The 16,416-nt window shown below is 72.7% G+C and carries 18 protein-coding genes; 11 read left to right on the top strand and 7 right to left on the bottom strand.

The genetic code is table 11. The features are described 5' to 3' along the window. Positions 1 to 6: 6 nt before the first annotated feature. From CP984_RS31715 to amaP, 5 genes are all read left to right on the top strand, one after another. Complete coding sequence (locus CP984_RS31715; protein ID WP_003984918.1) at positions 7 to 489, top strand: Asp23/Gls24 family envelope stress response protein; 483 nt, start codon at positions 7 to 9, stop codon at positions 487 to 489. 83 nt (positions 490 to 572) lie between these two features. Further along, on the top strand, positions 573 to 770 hold the full coding sequence (locus tag CP984_RS31720) for a hypothetical protein (protein WP_003984917.1): 198 nt from the start codon (positions 573 to 575) through the stop codon (positions 768 to 770). A 6-nt stretch (positions 771 to 776) separates the two neighbouring features. Further along, complete coding sequence (locus tag CP984_RS31725) at positions 777 to 1,184, top strand: Asp23/Gls24 family envelope stress response protein (RefSeq protein WP_003984916.1); 408 nt, start codon at positions 777 to 779, stop codon at positions 1,182 to 1,184. Continuing rightward, positions 1,181 to 1,843 (top strand): DUF6286 domain-containing protein, encoded by a 663-nt coding sequence (locus CP984_RS31730; protein ID WP_003984915.1) that lies wholly within the window; start codon positions 1,181 to 1,183, stop codon positions 1,841 to 1,843. The genes CP984_RS31725 and CP984_RS31730 overlap by 4 nt, the downstream gene beginning before the upstream one ends. Positions 1,844 to 1,851: 8 nt before the next feature. Then, the gene (amaP, locus tag CP984_RS31735; RefSeq protein ID WP_003984914.1) at positions 1,852 to 2,457 is read left to right on the top strand and encodes an alkaline shock response membrane anchor protein AmaP; all 606 of its coding nucleotides are present in this window, start codon (positions 1,852 to 1,854) and stop codon (positions 2,455 to 2,457) included. 90 nt (positions 2,458 to 2,547) lie between these two features. On the opposite strand, the gene CP984_RS31740 is transcribed toward amaP, so the two are convergent. The 5 genes from CP984_RS31740 to CP984_RS31760 all read right to left on the bottom strand — a co-directional run bounded on the left by CP984_RS31740 (position 2,548) and on the right by CP984_RS31760 (position 7,415). Continuing rightward, positions 2,548 to 3,303 (bottom strand): SDR family oxidoreductase, encoded by a 756-nt coding sequence (locus CP984_RS31740; protein WP_003984912.1) that lies wholly within the window; start codon positions 3,301 to 3,303, stop codon positions 2,548 to 2,550. Positions 3,304 to 3,308: 5 nt separating this feature from the next. After that, the gene (locus tag CP984_RS31745) at positions 3,309 to 5,093 is read right to left on the bottom strand and encodes a glycoside hydrolase family 15 protein (protein WP_003984911.1); all 1,785 of its coding nucleotides are present in this window, start codon (positions 5,091 to 5,093) and stop codon (positions 3,309 to 3,311) included. Between the two features lie 22 nt (positions 5,094 to 5,115). Next, a complete protein-coding gene (locus CP984_RS31750) occupies positions 5,116 to 6,039 on the bottom strand; it encodes an SURF1 family cytochrome oxidase biogenesis protein (protein WP_003984910.1) in 924 nt (307 codons plus the stop codon). 50 nt (positions 6,040 to 6,089) lie between these two features. After that, on the bottom strand, positions 6,090 to 6,323 hold the full coding sequence (locus CP984_RS31755; protein WP_003984909.1) for a hypothetical protein: 234 nt from the start codon (positions 6,321 to 6,323) through the stop codon (positions 6,090 to 6,092). Between the two features lie 63 nt (positions 6,324 to 6,386). Further along, complete coding sequence (locus CP984_RS31760; RefSeq protein ID WP_030180511.1) at positions 6,387 to 7,415, bottom strand: DEDDh family exonuclease; 1,029 nt, start codon at positions 7,413 to 7,415, stop codon at positions 6,387 to 6,389. Between the two features lie 344 nt (positions 7,416 to 7,759). Here CP984_RS31760 and CP984_RS31765 point away from each other — a divergent pair, with 344 nt between their 5' ends. Genes CP984_RS31765 through CP984_RS31780 form a run of 4 tightly spaced genes read left to right on the top strand, consistent with a single transcriptional unit; the run spans position 7,760 to position 12,050 of the window. Beyond that, positions 7,760 to 8,674: a sterol desaturase family protein gene (locus tag CP984_RS31765; protein WP_003984907.1), complete on the top strand. Its 915-nt coding sequence runs from the start codon at positions 7,760 to 7,762 to the stop codon at positions 8,672 to 8,674. After that, positions 8,671 to 9,378 (top strand): lysoplasmalogenase, encoded by a 708-nt coding sequence (locus tag CP984_RS31770; RefSeq protein WP_003984906.1) that lies wholly within the window; start codon positions 8,671 to 8,673, stop codon positions 9,376 to 9,378. Before CP984_RS31765 ends, CP984_RS31770 begins: the two co-directional genes overlap by 4 nt. 18 nt (positions 9,379 to 9,396) lie before the next feature. Continuing rightward, positions 9,397 to 10,443, top strand: coding sequence for a zinc-dependent alcohol dehydrogenase family protein (locus CP984_RS31775; protein WP_003984905.1), 1,047 nt, complete (start codon positions 9,397 to 9,399; stop codon positions 10,441 to 10,443). Positions 10,444 to 10,502: 59 nt separating this feature from the next. Continuing rightward, positions 10,503 to 12,050, top strand: a complete 1,548-nt coding sequence (locus tag CP984_RS31780; protein ID WP_030180507.1) for a TIGR03086 family metal-binding protein — start codon at positions 10,503 to 10,505, stop codon at positions 12,048 to 12,050. A 124-nt stretch (positions 12,051 to 12,174) separates the two neighbouring features. Here the strand turns inward: CP984_RS31780 and CP984_RS31785 are convergent, their stop codons facing one another. Further along, positions 12,175 to 13,698: a S8 family peptidase gene (locus tag CP984_RS31785; protein ID WP_030180504.1), complete on the bottom strand. Its 1,524-nt coding sequence runs from the start codon at positions 13,696 to 13,698 to the stop codon at positions 12,175 to 12,177. Between the two features lie 231 nt (positions 13,699 to 13,929). After that, entirely contained in the window at positions 13,930 to 14,115 is a 186-nt protein-coding gene (locus tag CP984_RS31790) for a hypothetical protein (RefSeq protein ID WP_030180501.1), read from the bottom strand. Positions 14,116 to 14,297: 182 nt separating this feature from the next. Here CP984_RS31790 and CP984_RS31795 point away from each other — a divergent pair, with 182 nt between their 5' ends. Next, the gene (locus tag CP984_RS31795; protein ID WP_003985799.1) at positions 14,298 to 14,645 is read left to right on the top strand and encodes a DUF485 domain-containing protein; all 348 of its coding nucleotides are present in this window, start codon (positions 14,298 to 14,300) and stop codon (positions 14,643 to 14,645) included. Beyond that, positions 14,642 to 16,306 (top strand): solute symporter family protein, encoded by a 1,665-nt coding sequence (locus tag CP984_RS31800; RefSeq protein WP_003985798.1) that lies wholly within the window; start codon positions 14,642 to 14,644, stop codon positions 16,304 to 16,306. Before CP984_RS31795 ends, CP984_RS31800 begins: the two co-directional genes overlap by 4 nt. Positions 16,307 to 16,416 lie beyond the last annotated feature (110 nt).

Consider the following 16,416-nt stretch of genomic DNA (forward strand, 5'->3'; position numbering starts at 1 on the left):
TCGGCGATGACCGAGAGCGCACAAGGTAACCGGCCCGAGCCGCGGACCGGAGACTCGCAGGGCAAGACGCTGGGGGCCAAGCGGGGCGGCGGTGACCCCGCGACCCGCGGACGCACCACCATCGCGGACGGCGTCGTGGAGAAGATCGCCGGGATGGCCGCCCGGGACGTGGTGGGCGTACACGCCATGGGCAGCGGCTTCGCCCGCACCCTCGGCGCGGTGCGCGACCGGGTGCCCGGCGGCAGCAAGTCGGTGACCCGTGGCGTCAAGGCCGAGGTCGGCGAGGTGCAGACCGCGCTCGACCTGGAGATCGTCGTCGAGTACGGCGTCTCCATCGCGGACCTCGCCAGGGCCGTACGGGAGAACGTCATCTCCGCCGTCGAGCGGATGACGGGCCTGGAGGTCGTCGAGGTCAACATCGCGGTGAGCGATGTGAAACTGCCCGACGACGAGGAGGACGAGGGCGAGGAGGAGCCGCGGCTCCAGTAGAGCGGGGGCCAGTTTCCAGACAGGTGCGCCGGGGCTTCGCTCCGCAGGGCCCGGCCGGGGTGGTAGCGAAGGGAAGCGCGTAGATGAACATGGCCGTGGCCGGTCTGTTGGCCGGAATGGCGCTGGGCTTCGCCGGATACTTCGGCGGCTTCGGGGCCTTCGTCCTGGTGGCGGCGCTGGGCGCCATCGGGTTCATCGTCGGGAGGTTCGTGGACGGCGATCTGGAGCCGGGAGAGTTCTTCCGTACGCGTACGGGCGACCGCGACGACCGGCGGAGGTGACGCCCGGTGGCGACCGTGTCCCCCACGGCCGCGGCACCCGGCGCCGCCCACCCGGTCGATGTACCGGCCGGTGAACGGGGCGCCACGCGGGTCGCGGACCGGGTCGTGGCCAAGATCGCCGCGCAGGCCGCGCGCGAGGCCCTGCGCGACGCCTCCACCGTCCGCAGCGACGCACACGCCTCGGTGTCGGTACGCCGCCGCGAAGGGCGCCAGGACTTCGGCGAGGCGCGGGTGCGGGTGGCCGTGGAACTGGGCTATCCGTCCGACATCGGCGCCCAGTGCGGCGCGGTGCGCCGTCAGGTGACGCAGCGGGTGCGCGAGCTGGCCGGGATGTCGGTGCCCGAGGTCGCGGTGCAGGTCGAACGGCTGCATGCGCCCCAGCTGGAGCGCAGCGGCCGGGGGAGGGTGCGATGAACGACGACGATCCCACCCGGCGGTTGCCCACCCTGGACAAGTCGGGGAGCGCCACGGCCGGGCCGTCGGATGCCGAACGGCCCCCGCGCGAGGAGCGCGAGGAATCCGGCGTCGGGGGCCGGGCCCGGCGCTTCTGGGCGGCCCGCCGGGTGCCGGCCGCGCTGGTCGCGCTCGTGGTGCTGGGCGCCGCGGGCCTGCTGCTGTACGACGTGGCCGCGGTACGCGCCGACCGGCCCGCGATGGCCTGGCGCAAGCGCCTCGCCGAAGAGCTGGCGACGCGCCACCTGGACGATGTGTGGGTCCTCGCGGGCGCCGCCGTGGCCGTGGCCCTCGGCCTGTGGCTGCTGCTGCTCGCGCTGACACCCGGCCTGCGTGCCGTGCTGCCCATGCGGCGTTCCACACCGGACGTACGCAGCGGCCTGGACCGCGCGGCGGCGGCGCTGGTCCTGCGCGACCGGGCCATGGAGGTGCCGGGCGTGCAGTCCGTACGGGTCGCCGTCGGCCGCCGCAAGGCCAAGGCGCGCGCGGTATCGCACTTCCGCGAACTGGACGAGGTACGGGGCGACCTGGACACGGCGCTCGGCGACGGACTGCGGCAGCTGGGGCTCGCCCGGCGGCTCGCACTGTCCGTACGGGTGCGCCGGTCCGCTAAGAGGTGAGTACGGCGATGCGCAAGGTCTCACGCACGGTCAACCGGGTGCTGCTGGGCCTGACCGGCCTGATCCTGATCGGCGTCGGCGGCACGGTACTGCTCGGCGGGCTCGACCTGCCGCGCAAGTGGGGCTTCGGCATGCCCTCCGGCTGGCGCTGGACCCGGCCCGACGACGTGCTGCTCCGCGACGACGACCGCACGCGCTGGGCGGACAGCGGCTGGTGGTGGCCGGTGGTCATCGCGGTGCTGGCAGTACTGGTCCTGCTGGCGCTGTGGTGGCTGCTGTCCCAGTTCCGGCGCCACCGGCTGAGCGAGATCCTCGTGGACAGCGGCGACGGCGAGGGCGCCCAGCTGCGCGGCCGCGCAATGGAAAACGTCCTGACCGCCGAGACCGAAACACTGGACGGGGTGGACCGGGCCCGGGTGAGACTGACCGGACGGCGCACGGAGCCACGGCTGCGGGCGGGCCTGGCCCTCGCCCCGCACGCGAATCCCTGCGCGGTGGTAGCCCGTCTCTCGTCGGAGACGATCGCCCACGCCCGTACCTCGGCCGGCCTGGAGAAGCTACCCGCCGAGGTACGGCTGCGGGCGGTGAAGCATCGGGCGGAGAGGGTGAGTTGAGGGTCGTGTGCGGGAGGCGTCAGGCGTTGGCCGTACGCCGGGCCCCGCCCGTACGTCGGAACCGTACGCCCGGCTCCCCGTACGCCAGGATCAGAACCCCCGCCGAGCCCCACCATCCACCGGCACCATCACCCCCGTGACATAAGACGCCGCAGGCGACAGCAGGAAGGCGGCGGTGCGGCCGAATTCCTCTGGTTCGCCGTAGCGGCGCAGGGGGATGGTGGCGCTGTTGCGGGTGCGGGACTCTTCGGGGTTTCCGGAGAGGGCGTCGAGTTGGGTCATCCGGTCCGTGGCGATGCGGCCGGGCAGGATGCCGAAGACGCGGATGCCGCGTGGGCCCAGTTCGTCGGCTAGTGCCTTGGCGTAGCCCGCGAGGCCGGGGCGCAGGCCGTTGGAGATGGCCAGCCCGTCGATCGGCTGGTAGACGGAGCCGGACAGGACGAAGCCGATCGCGCCACCGTCGCCGAGCGCGGCGGACGCCGTGCGGGCGAGCCGGACCGCGCCGAGGAAGACCGACTCGAACGCGGCCTGCCACTGCTCGTCGGTGTTGTCGGTGGGGCGGCCGGGTGGCGGGCCGCCGACGCTGACGAGGATGCCGTCGAGGCGGCCGAAGTGTTCACGGGCCGTGTCGACCAGGCGCGCGGCGGCGTCCGGGTCGGCGTTGTCGGCGGCGACGCCGTGTGCCCGCTCGCCGAGGGAGGCCGCCGCGGCCCGCGCGCTGTCCGCGTCGCGTCCGCTGATCACGACGTTCGCCCCGTCGGCGACCAGTTCCCGCGCGATGGCGAAGCCCAGGCCGCGGGTGGCGCCGGTGACGATGTAGGTCCGGTCGGTGAGTCCTAGATCCATGGGGGTCAGTCTGCCCCGTCGCACCCGAACATGGTGAAGGCGGTACCGATGAGGCCGACGTGGCTGAACGCCTGGGGGAAGTTGCCCAGCTGGCGGCCGCTGACCGGGTCGTACTCCTCGGCCAGCAGCCCCAGGTCGTTGGGCAGCCGCAGCAGCCGGTCGAACAGCTTTTGCGCCTCCTCCCGCCGCCCGGTCAGATGCAGCGCCTCGGCGAGCCAGAACGAGCAGACCAGGAAGGTGCCCTCGCTGCCCGGCAGCCCGTCCACGGCGCGGCCGTCGGTGCTGTAGCGCCGTATCAGGCCTTCGTGCGTCAGCTCCTTACGGACCGCGTCGACCGTGCCGATCACCCGCGGGTCGTCGGCGGGCAGGAAGCCGAGGCGGGGGATCAGCAGCGTCGCGGCGTCCAACTGGTCGGAGCCGTAGGACTGGGTGAAGGTGTTGCGTTCGGGGTCGAAGCCCTTCTCGCACACCTCGCGGTGCACCGCGTCGCGCATGGCGCGCCAGCGCTCGACGTCCCCCTCCAGGTCCGGGTGGATCTCCACCGCCTTGAGGGCACGGTCCGCGGCGACCCACGCCATGATCTTGGAGTGCACGAAGTGCCGGCGGGGCCCGCGCACCTCCCACAGCCCCTCGTCCGGCTCGCGCCAGTGGGACTCCAGGAAGTCCAGCAGCGAGCGCTGGATGTTCCAGGCGTGCGGCTTGGACGGCAGGCCCGCGATACGCGCGGTGTGGAAGGAGTCCAGCACCCCGCCGTAGACGTCGAGCTGCCGCTGTTCGACGGCCGCGTTCCCGATGCGTACGGGCTTGGAGCCGGCGTAGCCGCCGAGCCAGGGCAGCTCGGTCTCCGGCAGCCGCCGCTCGCCGCCCAGGCCGTACATGATCTGGAGATCGGCCGGATTGCCCGCCACCGCGCGCAGCAGCCAGTCCCGCCAGGCCGCCGCCTCTTCGGTGTACCCGGCGGTGATCAGCGAGTTCAGGGTGAGGGTGGAGTCGCGCAGCCAGCAGAAGCGGTAGTCCCAGTTGCGTACGCCGCCCAGCTCCTCGGGCAGCGAGGTGGTGGGCGCGGCGACGATACCGCCGGTGGGCGCGAAGGTCAGCGCCTTGAGGGTGATGAGCGAGCGCAGCACCTCGGCGCGGTACGGCCCGTTGTAGCGGCAGTGCGCCGCCCACGCCCGCCAGTCCTCCAGGGTGTGCTCCAGCGCCTCGTACGGGTCGATCTCGGCGGGGCGCGGTTCGTGCGAGGGGTGCCAGGTCAGGATGAACGCCACCCGCTCGCCGGCCGCGACGGTGAAGTCCGAGCGGGTGCTGAACCCCTGCCCGTACGTCTCGACATCGGGCTCGGTGCGCAGCCACGCGGAGTCGGGGCCGGCCACCGCGACCCGGCACCGGCCGACGTGCCGCACCCAGGGGACGACCAGGCCGTAATCGAAGCGCAGCCGCAGCACCCCCTGCATGGCGACCTCGCCCTCCAGGCCCTCCACGATGCGTACGAGGTCGGGCGCGCGGTCGCGCTGCGGCATGAAGTCGGTGACCTTCACCGAGCCCGTGCCGGTGTGCCAGACGGTGTCCAGGACGAGGGTGTCGTCGCGGTAGGAGCGCTCGGACCGGGCGTCGGAGGCGGCCGGGGCCAGCAGCCAGTGCCCGTTCTCCCGGTCGCCGAGCAGGGCCGCGAAGCAGGCGGCGGAGTCGAAGTGCGGCAGGCACAGCCAGTCGACCGAGCCGTCCCGGCCGATCAGGGCGGCGGTCTGCAGGTCACCGATGAGCGCGTGGTCCTCGATGGGTGCGTGCACGCGGTGCCCCTTCCGTCAGCGGCTATTCGCTTCCGGCGACTGTACGGGGCAGGGGCTCGGCGGGGGCGGATTCGGCGGGGGTGGTGTCCGCCGCGGAAGCCGCGACCTTGTCCGCGCCTTCGGCCGCCGCGTTGTCCGCGCCGTCGCCCGTGGCTTCGGCCGCGCTGTCCGCGGGGCTCGCGGCGGCGGCCGACCGGTCCCGGCGTTCCCGGCGGACCAGGATGAACCAGCCCACCGGCACCCCGGCGGCGAACAGCCACCACTGGACCGCGTAGGCCATGTGCGGGCCGATGCTGTCGTGGTCCGGCTCGGGCACCGGCTCCGGCTTGCCGCCGGGGGGCTTCGGCGCGGTCTGTTCGATGTAGCCGCCGAGGACCGGGCGGCCCAGCGCCTTGGCCTGCTGCTCGCTGTTGATCAGCATGACCTGGCGCTCGGGCAGGCCCGGCTTGTCCTTGATGCCGCTGTTCTCGGTGGTCTCGTCGGCCATCATTCGCCCGGTGACGGTGACCTTGCCCTTCGGGGCGGCGGGCACGTCGGGGAAGCGGGTGAGGTCGTTGCCGGAGGCGATCCAGCCGCGGTTGACCAGGACGGTGGTGCCCTTGCGCGGCCCCTGGTCCAGGACCAGCGGGGTCAGCACGTAGTAGCCGATGGTCTGCTCGTCGGCGGCGGTGCGCTGGCGGACCACGACCTCGTGCTTCGTGTCGTACGTGCCGGTGGCGGTCACGCGGCGCCACATGTCGTCGCGGGGGAGCGTCCGGCCGGGGGCGGTCAGGTCGGTGACCGGTACCGGGTCGGCGTGGAGGTTGTCCGCGATGAGCTGGTTCTGCGCCACCCGGTGTTCATGGCGGTGGAGCTGCCAGAAACCCAGTTTGATCATCACTGGGATCAGGACGAGACCCACGAGGGTGAGGATCACCCACTGCCGGGACAACAGGAAGCGGTACACCCCACGAAGGTACAACCAGGGCATCCGGTGCCCCGGCGGCGGGGTCGGCGTCAGACCCGGTCGACGATGCCCACCTGGCCCTCCGCGCGGGCGCAGTGGGCGCCGCAGAACCACCGGCCGCCGGCCTCCACGCCCTGGCCGATGATCTGGCACCGGCAGTGCTCGCAGATCGGCGCCATGCGGTGGATGGCGCAGGAGAAGCAGTCGAAGACGTGCACCGCGCCTTGTGCATGGACTTCGAACGTCATGCCGTATTCGTTTCCGCAGACCTCACAACGTGCCATGCGCCACAGGGTGCGGGTGGGGCGGGCGGTGGGGCGAGCCTGCGCCAGGCGTGTTGTGGGGCTTCACCCGGACGCAGGCGCCGGGGCCACGTCCTGGAGGAGCTGCATGAAGGCGGCCTCGTCGATGACCGGGGTGCCGTACGCGGTGGCCTTGGCGGTCTTCGACGTACGCGCGTCGGGGTCGTTGGTGACCAGCAGGCTCGTCAGCCGGGAGACGCTGGAGGCGACGTGCAGCCCGGCCTCGGTCGCGCGGTCCTCCAGCAGCTCGCGGTCGACGGAGGTGTCACCGGAGAACGCCACCCGCATGCCCTGCACCAGGCGGCCGCCCGGCTCGTACCGGCCGGGGTTCGGATACGGGCAGGCGGGCCGCTTGCGCGACGGGCGCCAGCTGGTGGGGCGGTACGCGGACGAGGACTGGCGCTGCCGGGGCGCCGGGCCGTCCGTCCACTCGGTGAGCGGCTGGCAGGCCAGCAGCGGCAGGCGCAGATTGGCCTGCGCGGCCAGCCGCAGGCTGGGGCGGAACGCCTCCGCCAGCACCCGGGCGTCGTCGAGGGCGTGGTGGGCGTGCTCCTGCTTGACGCCGTAGTGCGCGGCGAGGGACTCCAGCTTGTGGTTGGGCAGCGGCAGGCGCAGCTCCTTGGAGAGCGCGATGGTGCACAGCCGCTGCCGCACCGGCGCCTCGGCCTCGGCGCGGGCGTACTCCCTGGCGATCATCGACCAGTCGAACATCGCGTTGTGCGCGACCAGGACGCGCCCCTCCAGCCGCCGGGACAGCTCGGGGACGATCTCGGGGAAGAGCGGCGCGGTGGACAGCATGTCGCTCGTCAGACCGTGGATCCACACCGGGCCCGGGTCCCGCTGCGGATTGACCAGGGTGTACCAGTGGTCCTCGACCTCGCCGTGGGTGTCCAGGCGGTAGACGGCCGCGGACACTATGCGGTCGTCGCGGGCCAGGCCGGTGGTCTCCACGTCGACGACCGCGTACCCCTTCGGATACGCGGCCGGCCAGGGGGCTGCCGCCTCCGGAGGAGACGGCTGCCGCCCGATCGCCGGGGTGATCGGGCGGGCTGCTGCCATGCGGTCTTCGAGCATGGTCACTGAGGATACGGGCCGCCACTGACAGCGCCACCGCCCTCCCCGTACCCGCGGGCGGCCCGGCGCGGCCCGCGGGCGCACCGCCCGGCGCGGACGTGCGCGAACGGAGCGCGCCCGGCCGTCCGTTGGGCCACGATCGGGGGACGGGGTCACGCGGCGGCGTCCGGCCCCCTCCCGTGTCGGGCGCGTGGCTCGCTCCCGGCCGCGGCGTTACGTAACGAACGTCCGAATAGTCACCGATGGAGACGCGCCGTCCCTCGCACGCCGCTGACACCCCGTCTTACATACTTCTCGGTAACAACCCCTAGCGGGGCGCCCATCGGCGCCTTTATGGTGCCGACATGCCGCACCTGCCCGATGTCGTGCTGTGGTCCGTGCCCGCTTTCGTCGTGCTCACCGTCGTGGAGATGGTGAGCTACCGCCTCCATCCCGACGAGGACGCCGCCGGGTACGAGGCCAAGGACGCGGCGACGAGCGTGGGGATGGGGCTGGGCAGCCTGGTCTTCGACGCGCTGTGGAAGATCCCGATCGTGGCGATCTACTCGGCGATCTATACGGTGACGCCCCTGCGGGTGCCCGTCCTGTGGTGGACGCTGCCGCTGATGCTGCTCGCGCAGGACTTCTTCTACTACTGGTCGCACCGCGGCCACCACGTCGTCCGCATCCTGTGGGCCTGCCACGTGGTGCACCACTCCAGCCAGAAGTTCAACTTCACCACCGCGCTCCGCCAGCCGTGGACCACCTGGACCGTCTGGCCGTTCTATGTGCCGATGATCGCCCTCGGCGTGCACCCGGCCGCGGTCGCGTTCTGCTCGTCGGCCAACCTCGTGTACCAGTTCTGGGTGCACACCGAGCGGGTCGGCAAGCTCCCCAGGCCCTTCGAGTTCGTCCTGAACACGCCCTCGCACCACCGGGTGCACCACGCCTCCCAGGGCGGCTACCTGGACCGCAACTTCGGCGGCATCCTCATCATTTGGGACCGGATGTTCGGCTCGTTCGTCCCGGAGACGGCGCGGCCGGTCTACGGGCTCACCAAGAACATCAACACCTTCAACCCGCTCCGCGTCGCCACCCACGAGTACGCGGCCATCGCCCGCGACATACGGGCGGCGGAGAGCTGGAGCGAGCGGGCGGGGCGGGTGTTCCGCGGACCGGGGTGGCAGCCGGCGCGACTTGCCGCGGGGAAGGCGGCCACGAAACCCGCGACCGCCGAGCGGCCCACGACCCCCGACCCCGCCAAGGAGCGCGTCGCGTGACGACCGCCGCGCGCACGGCGCGGGTCCTGCTCGGCGCCTTCGCCGCACTGACCCTCGTCCACCTCGCCGCCCTGCTCGCCGGCACGACCACCGTCGCGCACCTGACCAAGCCCGCGCTGATGCCGGTGCTGGCCGCGTACGTGCTGGCCGCCGGCGCGCCCCGGCTGCTCGCCGGCGCGCTGCTCTTCGGCTGCGGCGGCGACACCCTCCTCCAGACCGGCGACGACGCGCTGTTCCTGGCCGGCATGGGCTCCTTCGCCGCCGGACACGTCTGCTACCTGGTCCTCCTCGCCCGGCGCGGCGCCTTCCCGGGCGGGCTGCGGCGCTCCGGGCCGCTCGCGGCGGTGTACGCGGCCGCCTGGCTCGGCTTCGTCGCGCTGCTGTGGCCGGACCTGTCCGCCGATCTGCGGCTGCCGGTCGCCGCGTACAGCCTGCTGCTCACCGCCACGGCCTTCGCCGCCCTGCGGCCCGGCCCGTGGGCGGCGCTCGGCGGCCTGCTCTTCCTGCTGTCCGACTCGCTGCTCGCCACTGGTCTCGCCCACTGGCAGCAGCCGCCCGCCGCCCAGTTCTGGGTGATGCTGACGTATACGGCCGCCCAGTTCGCGCTGGCCGACGGCGTACGGAGGGCGTACGCGGGGCGCGAACGGACCCGGGGCGCCGGGTCCACCCGGGCGTACGGTGAGGTGCGTAGTACAACCGTCTGACCGCAAGGAACGTACGTCATGCGCGCCACCACCCTCCACGCACCCCACGACATCCGCGTCGAAGAGGTCCCGGACGCCGCCGTCCGGGAACCGGGGGACGCGGTGGTGCGGGTGCTGCGGGCCTGTATATGCGGCAGCGACCTGTGGGCCTACCGGGGCGAGATCCCGCGCGAGCGCGGGCAGCGGATCGGCCACGAGTTCCTCGGTGTGGTCGAGGAGACCGGCCCCGAGGTGTCCGGCGTCCGGCCCGGTGACCTCGTCGTCGCGCCCTTCACCTGGTCCGACGGCGTGTGCGAGTTCTGCGCCGAGGGCCTGACGACCTCCTGTGAGCACGGCGGGTTCTGGGGCGGTACGCCCGGCTCGGACGGCGGCCAGGCCGAGGCCGTCCGCGTCCCGTACGCCGACGGCACCCTGGTCACGCTGCCCGCCGACGCGGCCGGCGACGACCGGCTGCTGACCGCCCTGCTGACCCTCTCCGACGTGCTCGGCACCGGCCACCACGCGGCGGTCGGCGCGGGCGTCCGGCCCGGCGCGACGGTCGCGGTCGTCGGCGACGGCGCGGTCGGGCTGTGCGGGGTGCTCGCCGCCAAGCGGCTGGGCGCCGAGCGGATCATCGCGCTCGGCCGGCACACCGCCCGTACGGATCTCGCCCGCACCTTCGGCGCCACCGACGTGGTCGCCGAGCGCGGCGACGCGGCCGTGGCGGCGGTGCGCGAGCTGACCGGCGGCCGGGGTGCGCACGCCGTCATCGAGGCCGTCGGCACCGAGCAGTCCATGGCCACCGCGGTCGGCATCGCCCGCCCCGGTGGCGCCGTCGGCTGGGTCGGCGTCCCGCACGGCAGCGGCAACGGCCTGAACATGGAGACGCTGTTCCAGAACAACATCGCGGTACGCGGCGGCGTCGCCCCCGTCCGTACGTACATCCCCGAACTGCTGCCCGACGTCCTGGACGGCACCCTCGACCCGTCGCCGGTCTTCGACCTGACCGTGGACCTCGACGGCGTCCCGGACGGCTACCGCGCCATGGACGCGCGCACCGCGCTGAAGGTGCTGGTCAAGCCCTGACCGGCGAACACGGCCGCGGGCTTGAGTCTCCCGCCGGGGGAGACCCGACAGTGGACGGCATGAACGAGGACGGCGGCGGCCTGCTGACGATCGGCGCGCTGGCCCGGCGCACCGGAGTGCCGGTGAAGACGGTACGGCGCTGGTCGGACGAGGGCCTGCTGCCGCCCGCCGCCCGCACCCCCGCGGGCTACCGCCTGTACGGCCCGGAAGCGCCCGCCCGCCTGGAGATCGTGCGCACGCTGCGCGACCTCGGCATCGGCGTCGCGGACATCCGGGCCGTACTGCGCAGCGAGCGCACCGTCGCCGACACGGCCGGGTGCTGGGCGGACGCCCTGGACACGCAGATCCGCACGCTGCGCCTGCGGCGCGCCGTGCTGCGGGCGGTGGCCGCGCGGGGCACCGCAGCCGAGGAGCTACCGGACGTGCACCGACTCGCCCGCCTGACCGCCGCCGAACGGCGCCGCATCATCGAGGAGTTCATCGCGGACGCCCTGGACGGCGTGGCCGCCCCCGCCTACCGCGCCGGACTGCTGGCCGCGGCCCCGGACCTGCCCGAGGACCCCGCGCCCGACCAGCTCGCCGCCTGGATCGACCTGGCCGACCTCGTACAGCGCCCCGAAGTACGGGCCGCGCTGCGCCGCCTGGCCGAGTACAGCGCCCGCACCACCCCCGCCGAACCGTCCGCGACGGCCGCCGAGGACGCGGCGCGGGTCGCCGGCCTGATGCGTGAGCGCGCGGAGACGGCCCTCGCGGCCGGTGTCGCCGCCGACTCCCCGGCGGCGGAGCCCGTCGTGGCGGAACTGGTCGCCGCCTGGCTGCCCACTCAGGCGGGTACGGCCGACCCGCCCCAACGGGACGACGCCCACGCGCGCGCCAGGCTGCTGGAGCAGTTGGAGGCCGCCGCCGAACCGCACATCGAGCGCTACTGGCAGCTGATGTGCACCGCCACCGGCCGTCCACAGCCGCCCAGTTGGAGCGCGGCGGGCACCTGGACCGCCGGCGCGCTGCGCGCTCACCCGGAGCCCGGCCCGGGTCTCGTCCTGCCGCCCGCGCCGGACGCGCAGCGCGCGCTGTACGTGTACGAGCGGGTGGCCGCGCATGTCGCCGCGCTGGTCGACGCCGTACCGGGGGAAGCACTGGAGCGGCCCACGCCGTGCGACGACTGGACCGTACGGCAGCTCATCGACCACATGACGTGGGAAAACCTCATGATCACCTCGATCGCCCGGGACGCGCCGCGTACCGACCCGGACGCCGACCACCTGGGCGACGACCACGCCGCCGCCTTCCGGGCATCGGTGGGCGCACTGCTCGCGGCGTTCACCGGCACCGGGCTGCTGGAGCGCACGTACGGCCCGTACGGAGCCCCTGGCGCCCTGTTCGCGCAGCAGGCCGCTGTCGAACTCCTCGCGCACGGCTGGGACCTGGCCCGCGCGCTCGGCGCGAGCACGGATCTGGCGCCTGAGGTCGCCGATGAGGTACTGGAAGCGGCGCGCGGCATCTACGGAGCCGCGCCGCGCACGGAGGGCGGCTCCTTCGCGCCCGAGCGGACCGCACCGCCGGCGGCTGGGGGAGCGGACCGGCTGGCCGCCTACCTGGGCAGGTGAACCGGCCGCCTGCTTTGGCAGGTTGGGCGGCTTCCTGCTTGGGCAGGCAGGTGAAACGGCGGTGGGGCCGGGCGGCACGCCGCCCGGCCCCTGCCTCGGAACCGTCACCGGTCCCTCGGCGGCATCAGTCCTGGACCGCGTCCAGCGCGTCCACGATGCCGTAGCCGTAGTGGCCGTTGACGTGCTGAGTACCGGTGCACGTCTTGTCGGCGGTCGGGCAGCCCGGGTTGTCAGCCTGCATCTTCAGGAGCCACTGGATCTCCTGCGGGCTGGACTTCGGGTGGGTGCTCTTCAGGAGCGCCACGACACCGGCGACGTGCGGGCTGGCCATCGAGGTGCCCTGGAGGTAGCCGTAGTCACCGCCGGGCATGGTCGACAGGATGCCGCCGTTCTTGGCGGGCAGCTCCGGGACCTGGCGGGAGTCGCCGCCCGGCGCCGCCACGTCGATCACGCCGTTGCCGTAGTTCGAGAAGTACGACTTCAGGCCCTTCACGCCCGTCGAGGCCACCGTGACGGTGCCCGGCAGCTGGGTCGGGACGTCCCAGCACTTCTTCGGGTCGATGGTGCGCGTCACCGGCGTGGAGTCGTTCGGGCTGGAGGTGTCGGTCAGCTGCGCCGCCGCCAGGTCCATGTTGGAGTTGCCGGCCGCGGCGACGTTCACCACGCCCTTGCCCTCGGCGTACTTGGCGGCCCGGCCGACGGCGTCCACGATGGCGCCCTGGTCCAGGTCGTCCTTGCAGTTGAACATCCACGGGTCGACGTAGTAGCTGTTGTTCGTGACCTTCGCGCCGTGGTCGGCCGCGAAGACGAACGCGCACACCACGTTCTCGGCGTAGAACAGGCTCGTCTTGGGCTCGCTGACCTTGATCGCGGAGATCTTGACGCCCGGGGCCACACCGGCCACGCCGACACCGTTGCGCGCGGCGGCGATGGTGCCCGCGACGTGCGTGCCGTGGTAGTCCTCGGCCGGGTCGTACGGACGCCAGGCGCCGGGGGAGGTGTCCGCCACGCCGCCCACGCAGTTCGCCGACTGCTTCGGGGCGAAGTTGGCCTTCAGGTCCGGGTGGGTGTCGTCCACACCGGTGTCGATGACGGCGACGGTGACCTTCTTGCTGCCCTCGTCGATCTTCGCGGCCTGGTCGGCCTTGATCGCGGGGATGTCCCACTGGAGCGGCTCCAGCGGCTCCTTGTCGTCGCCCGCGGCGTTGGCCACACGGGCCGCCTTGGCCGCCTTGTCGGCGGTCAGCCGCTCGACCTTCTGGGGTTTGCCGACGTCCGTGGTGCCGGACGCCTTCAGCGGTGCCGTACGGGTGGCACCGGCGGACTGCACGCCGGGCGTCTTGCGTATGGTCGCGGCGAACAGCGGGTTGGCCGAGTGGACGACGATCACGCCTATCTTCTCGTGGGCGATGATCACCTTCCCGCCGGCCTCGGATATCGCCTTCGTGACGCGCTTGACCGAGGCCTGGCCCGGGGTGGCGTTCACGACGTACGACAGCAGCGGGCCGTCGGTCTTGACGGCGGCCGCCGGGGCCGCGGCCTGCGGGGCGGCGGTGGCCGCGCCCGGCAGGAAGCCGAGGGATGCCGTCAGAGCCAGTCCGAGCGGTACGGCCAGCGCCCGCACCCGTCTGGATCGGGGATGCGCCATGGGTACTCCACATCATCCGTGAGACCTCCCGTACACGGGTCGCGTACGGGCAGGTGGATACCGCCGAACGGGGGAACAGCTCCCGTGCGCGGCAAGTCCCCGAGAAGTTATCCGTGTCGACCACGGAACATCAATGGATCACGGAGAAAACCTGCCACAAGCCGCGGATTGACTCGCCGTCAGCCGCCGCCACGGTCACGGAAGCATCACGGGCCGGGCCCGGGTGCGGCCTCAGGGCTCCCGCCGCAGCGCCGCCAGGCTCAGCGGCGGCAGCGGGGGACGGGGGCCGTACCAGCGCCCCGGCGCCACCCGCACGGGCCGCCGCGAGGGCGGCGCGGCCACGACCGGCGCGGCCAGCCGCACGGCCCCGTACGGACGGCGGCCCGGCCCCGCGGGCCCGGTGTGCGGTGTGGACATCACACCCGGCCCAACGAACGGGCTCCGCCGCGGTGGCGGCCGGTGTTCCCACTTCCTGCCGAATTCAACCAACCAGCCTCTGTCGCAACGCATGCCGCACCTCTACGATGCGTGATCCGGATCACTTACGCACGCTTTATCACCGGGTTCCGTCGTCCGCCCCTACGCACCCAGGAGATCCCGTGAGCACCGCACCGCCGCCCACCGACCCGGGGCCGCCCCGGCCGCCGGACTTCACCGCGGTCCAGGCAGGCCCGGAATTCGGCGAACTGCGCCGCTCGTACCGGTCGTTCGCCTTTCCGCTCACTGTCGCCTTCATCCTCTGGTACCTGCTGTACGTGCTGCTCTCCAGCTACGCGGGCGGCTTCATGGGCACCAAGGTCTTCGGCAACGTCAACGTCGCCTTCGTCCTCGGTATCGCGCAGTTCGTGACCACCTTCCTCATCGCCTGGTGGTACTCCCGGCACGCCGCCGCCAAGCTCGACCCGAAGGCCGAGGCGATCAAGGCCCGCCTGGAGGGTGACGCATGAGCCCGACCGAACGGATCACCACCGGCGCGCGGCAGCTCGCCGACGGCGCGGGACAGCTCGCCGCGAGCGACGCCGGCGAGCACCGGGCCCTGATCATCACCCTGTTCGCGGTCTTCGTCGCCGCGACCCTGGGCATCACCGTCTGGGCCGGCCGGCAGACCCGGGGCGCCGAGGACTTCTACGCGGGCGGCCGCCAGTTCAGCGGCTTCCAGAACGGCCTGGCGATCTCCGGCGACTACATGTCCGCCGCGTCCTTCCTGGGCATCGCCGGCGCCATCGCCCTCTTCGGGTACGACGGTTTCCTGTACTCCATCGGCTTCCTCGTCGCCTGGCTCGTGGCCCTCCTGCTGGTGGCCGAACCGCTGCGCAACTCGGGGCGGTTCACGATGGGCGACGTGCTCGCGTACCGGATGCGCCAGCGCCCGGTGCGCACCGCCGCCGGCGTCTCCACGATCATCGTCTCGATCTTCTATCTGCTCGCCCAGATGGCGGGCGCGGGCGCCCTGGTCACCCTGCTGCTCGGGATCACCAGCGAGGCCGGCAAGATCCTGGTCGTCGTCCTGGTCGGCATCGTGATGATCCTCTACGTGACCATCGGCGGCATGAAGGGCACCACCTGGGTCCAGATGGTCAAGGCCGTCCTGCTGATCGCGGGCACCCTGCTCATCACGTTCCTGGTGATGCTCAAGTTCAACTTCAACATCTCCACCCTGCTGGGCAGGGCCGCCGAACAGAGCGGCAAGGGCGCGGCCTTCCTGGAGCCCGGTCTGAAGTACGGCGTGACCGCCACCTCGAAGATCGACTTCATCTCGCTGGGCATCGCGCTGGTGTTGGGCACCGCGGGCCTGCCGCACATCCTCATCCGCTTCTACACCGTGCCCACGGCCAAGGCCGCCCGTAAGTCCGTGAACTGGGCGATCGGCATCATCGGCGTCTTCTACCTGATGACCATCGCGCTCGGCTTCGGCGCCGCCGCCCTGATAAAGCCCGCCACGATCATCGCGTCCAACAAGGCGGGCAACACCGCGGCACCGCTGCTCGCCCAGGAGATCGGCGGCGGCGCCGACTCCACCGGCGGCGCGATCCTGCTCGCGGTGATCTCCGCGGTGGCCTTCGCGACCATCCTCGCGGTCGTCGCCGGGCTCACCCTCGCCTCGTCCTCGTCCTTCGCGCACGACCTGTACGTGAACGTCTTCCGCAAGGGCAAGGCCACCGAGAAGGAGGAGGTGGCCGCGGCCCGCTGGGCGACCGTGGGCATCGGCGCCGTCGCCATCGTCCTCGGCGTCTTCGCCCGCGGCCTGAACGTCGCGGGCCTGGTCGCCCTCGCCTTCGCCGTCGCGGCCTCCGCCAACCTGCCGACGATCCTCTACAGCCTGTTCTGGAAGCGGTTCACCACCCAGGGCGCGCTGTGGTCCATCTACGGCGGCCTGGCCTCCTCCGTCCTGCTCGTGCTCTTCTCCCCGGTCGTCTCCGGCAAGCCGACCTCGATGTTCCCCGGCGCGGACTTCCACTTCTTCCCGCTGGAGAACCCGGGCCTGATCTCCATCCCGCTGGGCTTCCTGCTGGGCTGGCTGGGCTCGCTGCTGTCCAAGGAGGAGCCGGACGTGAAGAAGTACGCCGAACTGGAGGTCCGCTCGCTGACCGGCACCGGGGCGCACTGACCCGGGGCCGCCGCAGGGACGCCCCACCGGCGGGCGGGGTGGGGTCGTAGGGATCTACGACGCCACCCCGCCCGCCTCGTGATTTCTCACCCGTGCCGGCTGTCAGACCC

Origin of the sequence: Streptomyces rimosus (genome assembly GCF_008704655.1) — a bacterium.
In the GTDB taxonomy this organism is placed as follows: domain Bacteria; phylum Actinomycetota; class Actinomycetes; order Streptomycetales; family Streptomycetaceae; genus Streptomyces; species Streptomyces rimosus.

Bases quoted from the DNA above. Each gene is read 5' to 3' on its own strand.
- CP984_RS31715 (WP_003984918.1), top strand. From the start codon at position 7: ATGACCGAGAGCGCACAAGGTAACCGGCCCGAGCCGCGGACCGGAGAC.
- CP984_RS31720 (WP_003984917.1), top strand. From the start codon at position 573: ATGAACATGGCCGTGGCCGGTCTGTTGGCCGGAATGGCGCTGGGCTTC.
- CP984_RS31730 (WP_003984915.1), top strand. From the start codon at position 1,181: ATGAACGACGACGATCCCACCCGGCGGTTGCCCACCCTGGACAAGTCG.
- amaP (WP_003984914.1), top strand. From the start codon at position 1,852: ATGCGCAAGGTCTCACGCACGGTCAACCGGGTGCTGCTGGGCCTGACC.
- CP984_RS31740 (WP_003984912.1), bottom strand. From the start codon at position 3,303: ATGGATCTAGGACTCACCGACCGGACCTACATCGTCACCGGCGCCACC.
- CP984_RS31755 (WP_003984909.1), bottom strand. From the start codon at position 6,323: ATGGCACGTTGTGAGGTCTGCGGAAACGAATACGGCATGACGTTCGAA.
- CP984_RS31760 (WP_030180511.1), bottom strand. From the start codon at position 7,415: ATGCTCGAAGACCGCATGGCAGCAGCCCGCCCGATCACCCCGGCGATC.
- CP984_RS31765 (WP_003984907.1), top strand. From the start codon at position 7,760: ATGCCGCACCTGCCCGATGTCGTGCTGTGGTCCGTGCCCGCTTTCGTC.
- CP984_RS31775 (WP_003984905.1), top strand. From the start codon at position 9,397: ATGCGCGCCACCACCCTCCACGCACCCCACGACATCCGCGTCGAAGAG.
- CP984_RS31780 (WP_030180507.1), top strand. From the start codon at position 10,503: ATGAACGAGGACGGCGGCGGCCTGCTGACGATCGGCGCGCTGGCCCGG.
- CP984_RS31785 (WP_030180504.1), bottom strand. From the start codon at position 13,698: ATGGCGCATCCCCGATCCAGACGGGTGCGGGCGCTGGCCGTACCGCTC.
- CP984_RS31790 (WP_030180501.1), bottom strand. From the start codon at position 14,115: ATGTCCACACCGCACACCGGGCCCGCGGGGCCGGGCCGCCGTCCGTAC.
- CP984_RS31800 (WP_003985798.1), top strand. From the start codon at position 14,642: ATGAGCCCGACCGAACGGATCACCACCGGCGCGCGGCAGCTCGCCGAC.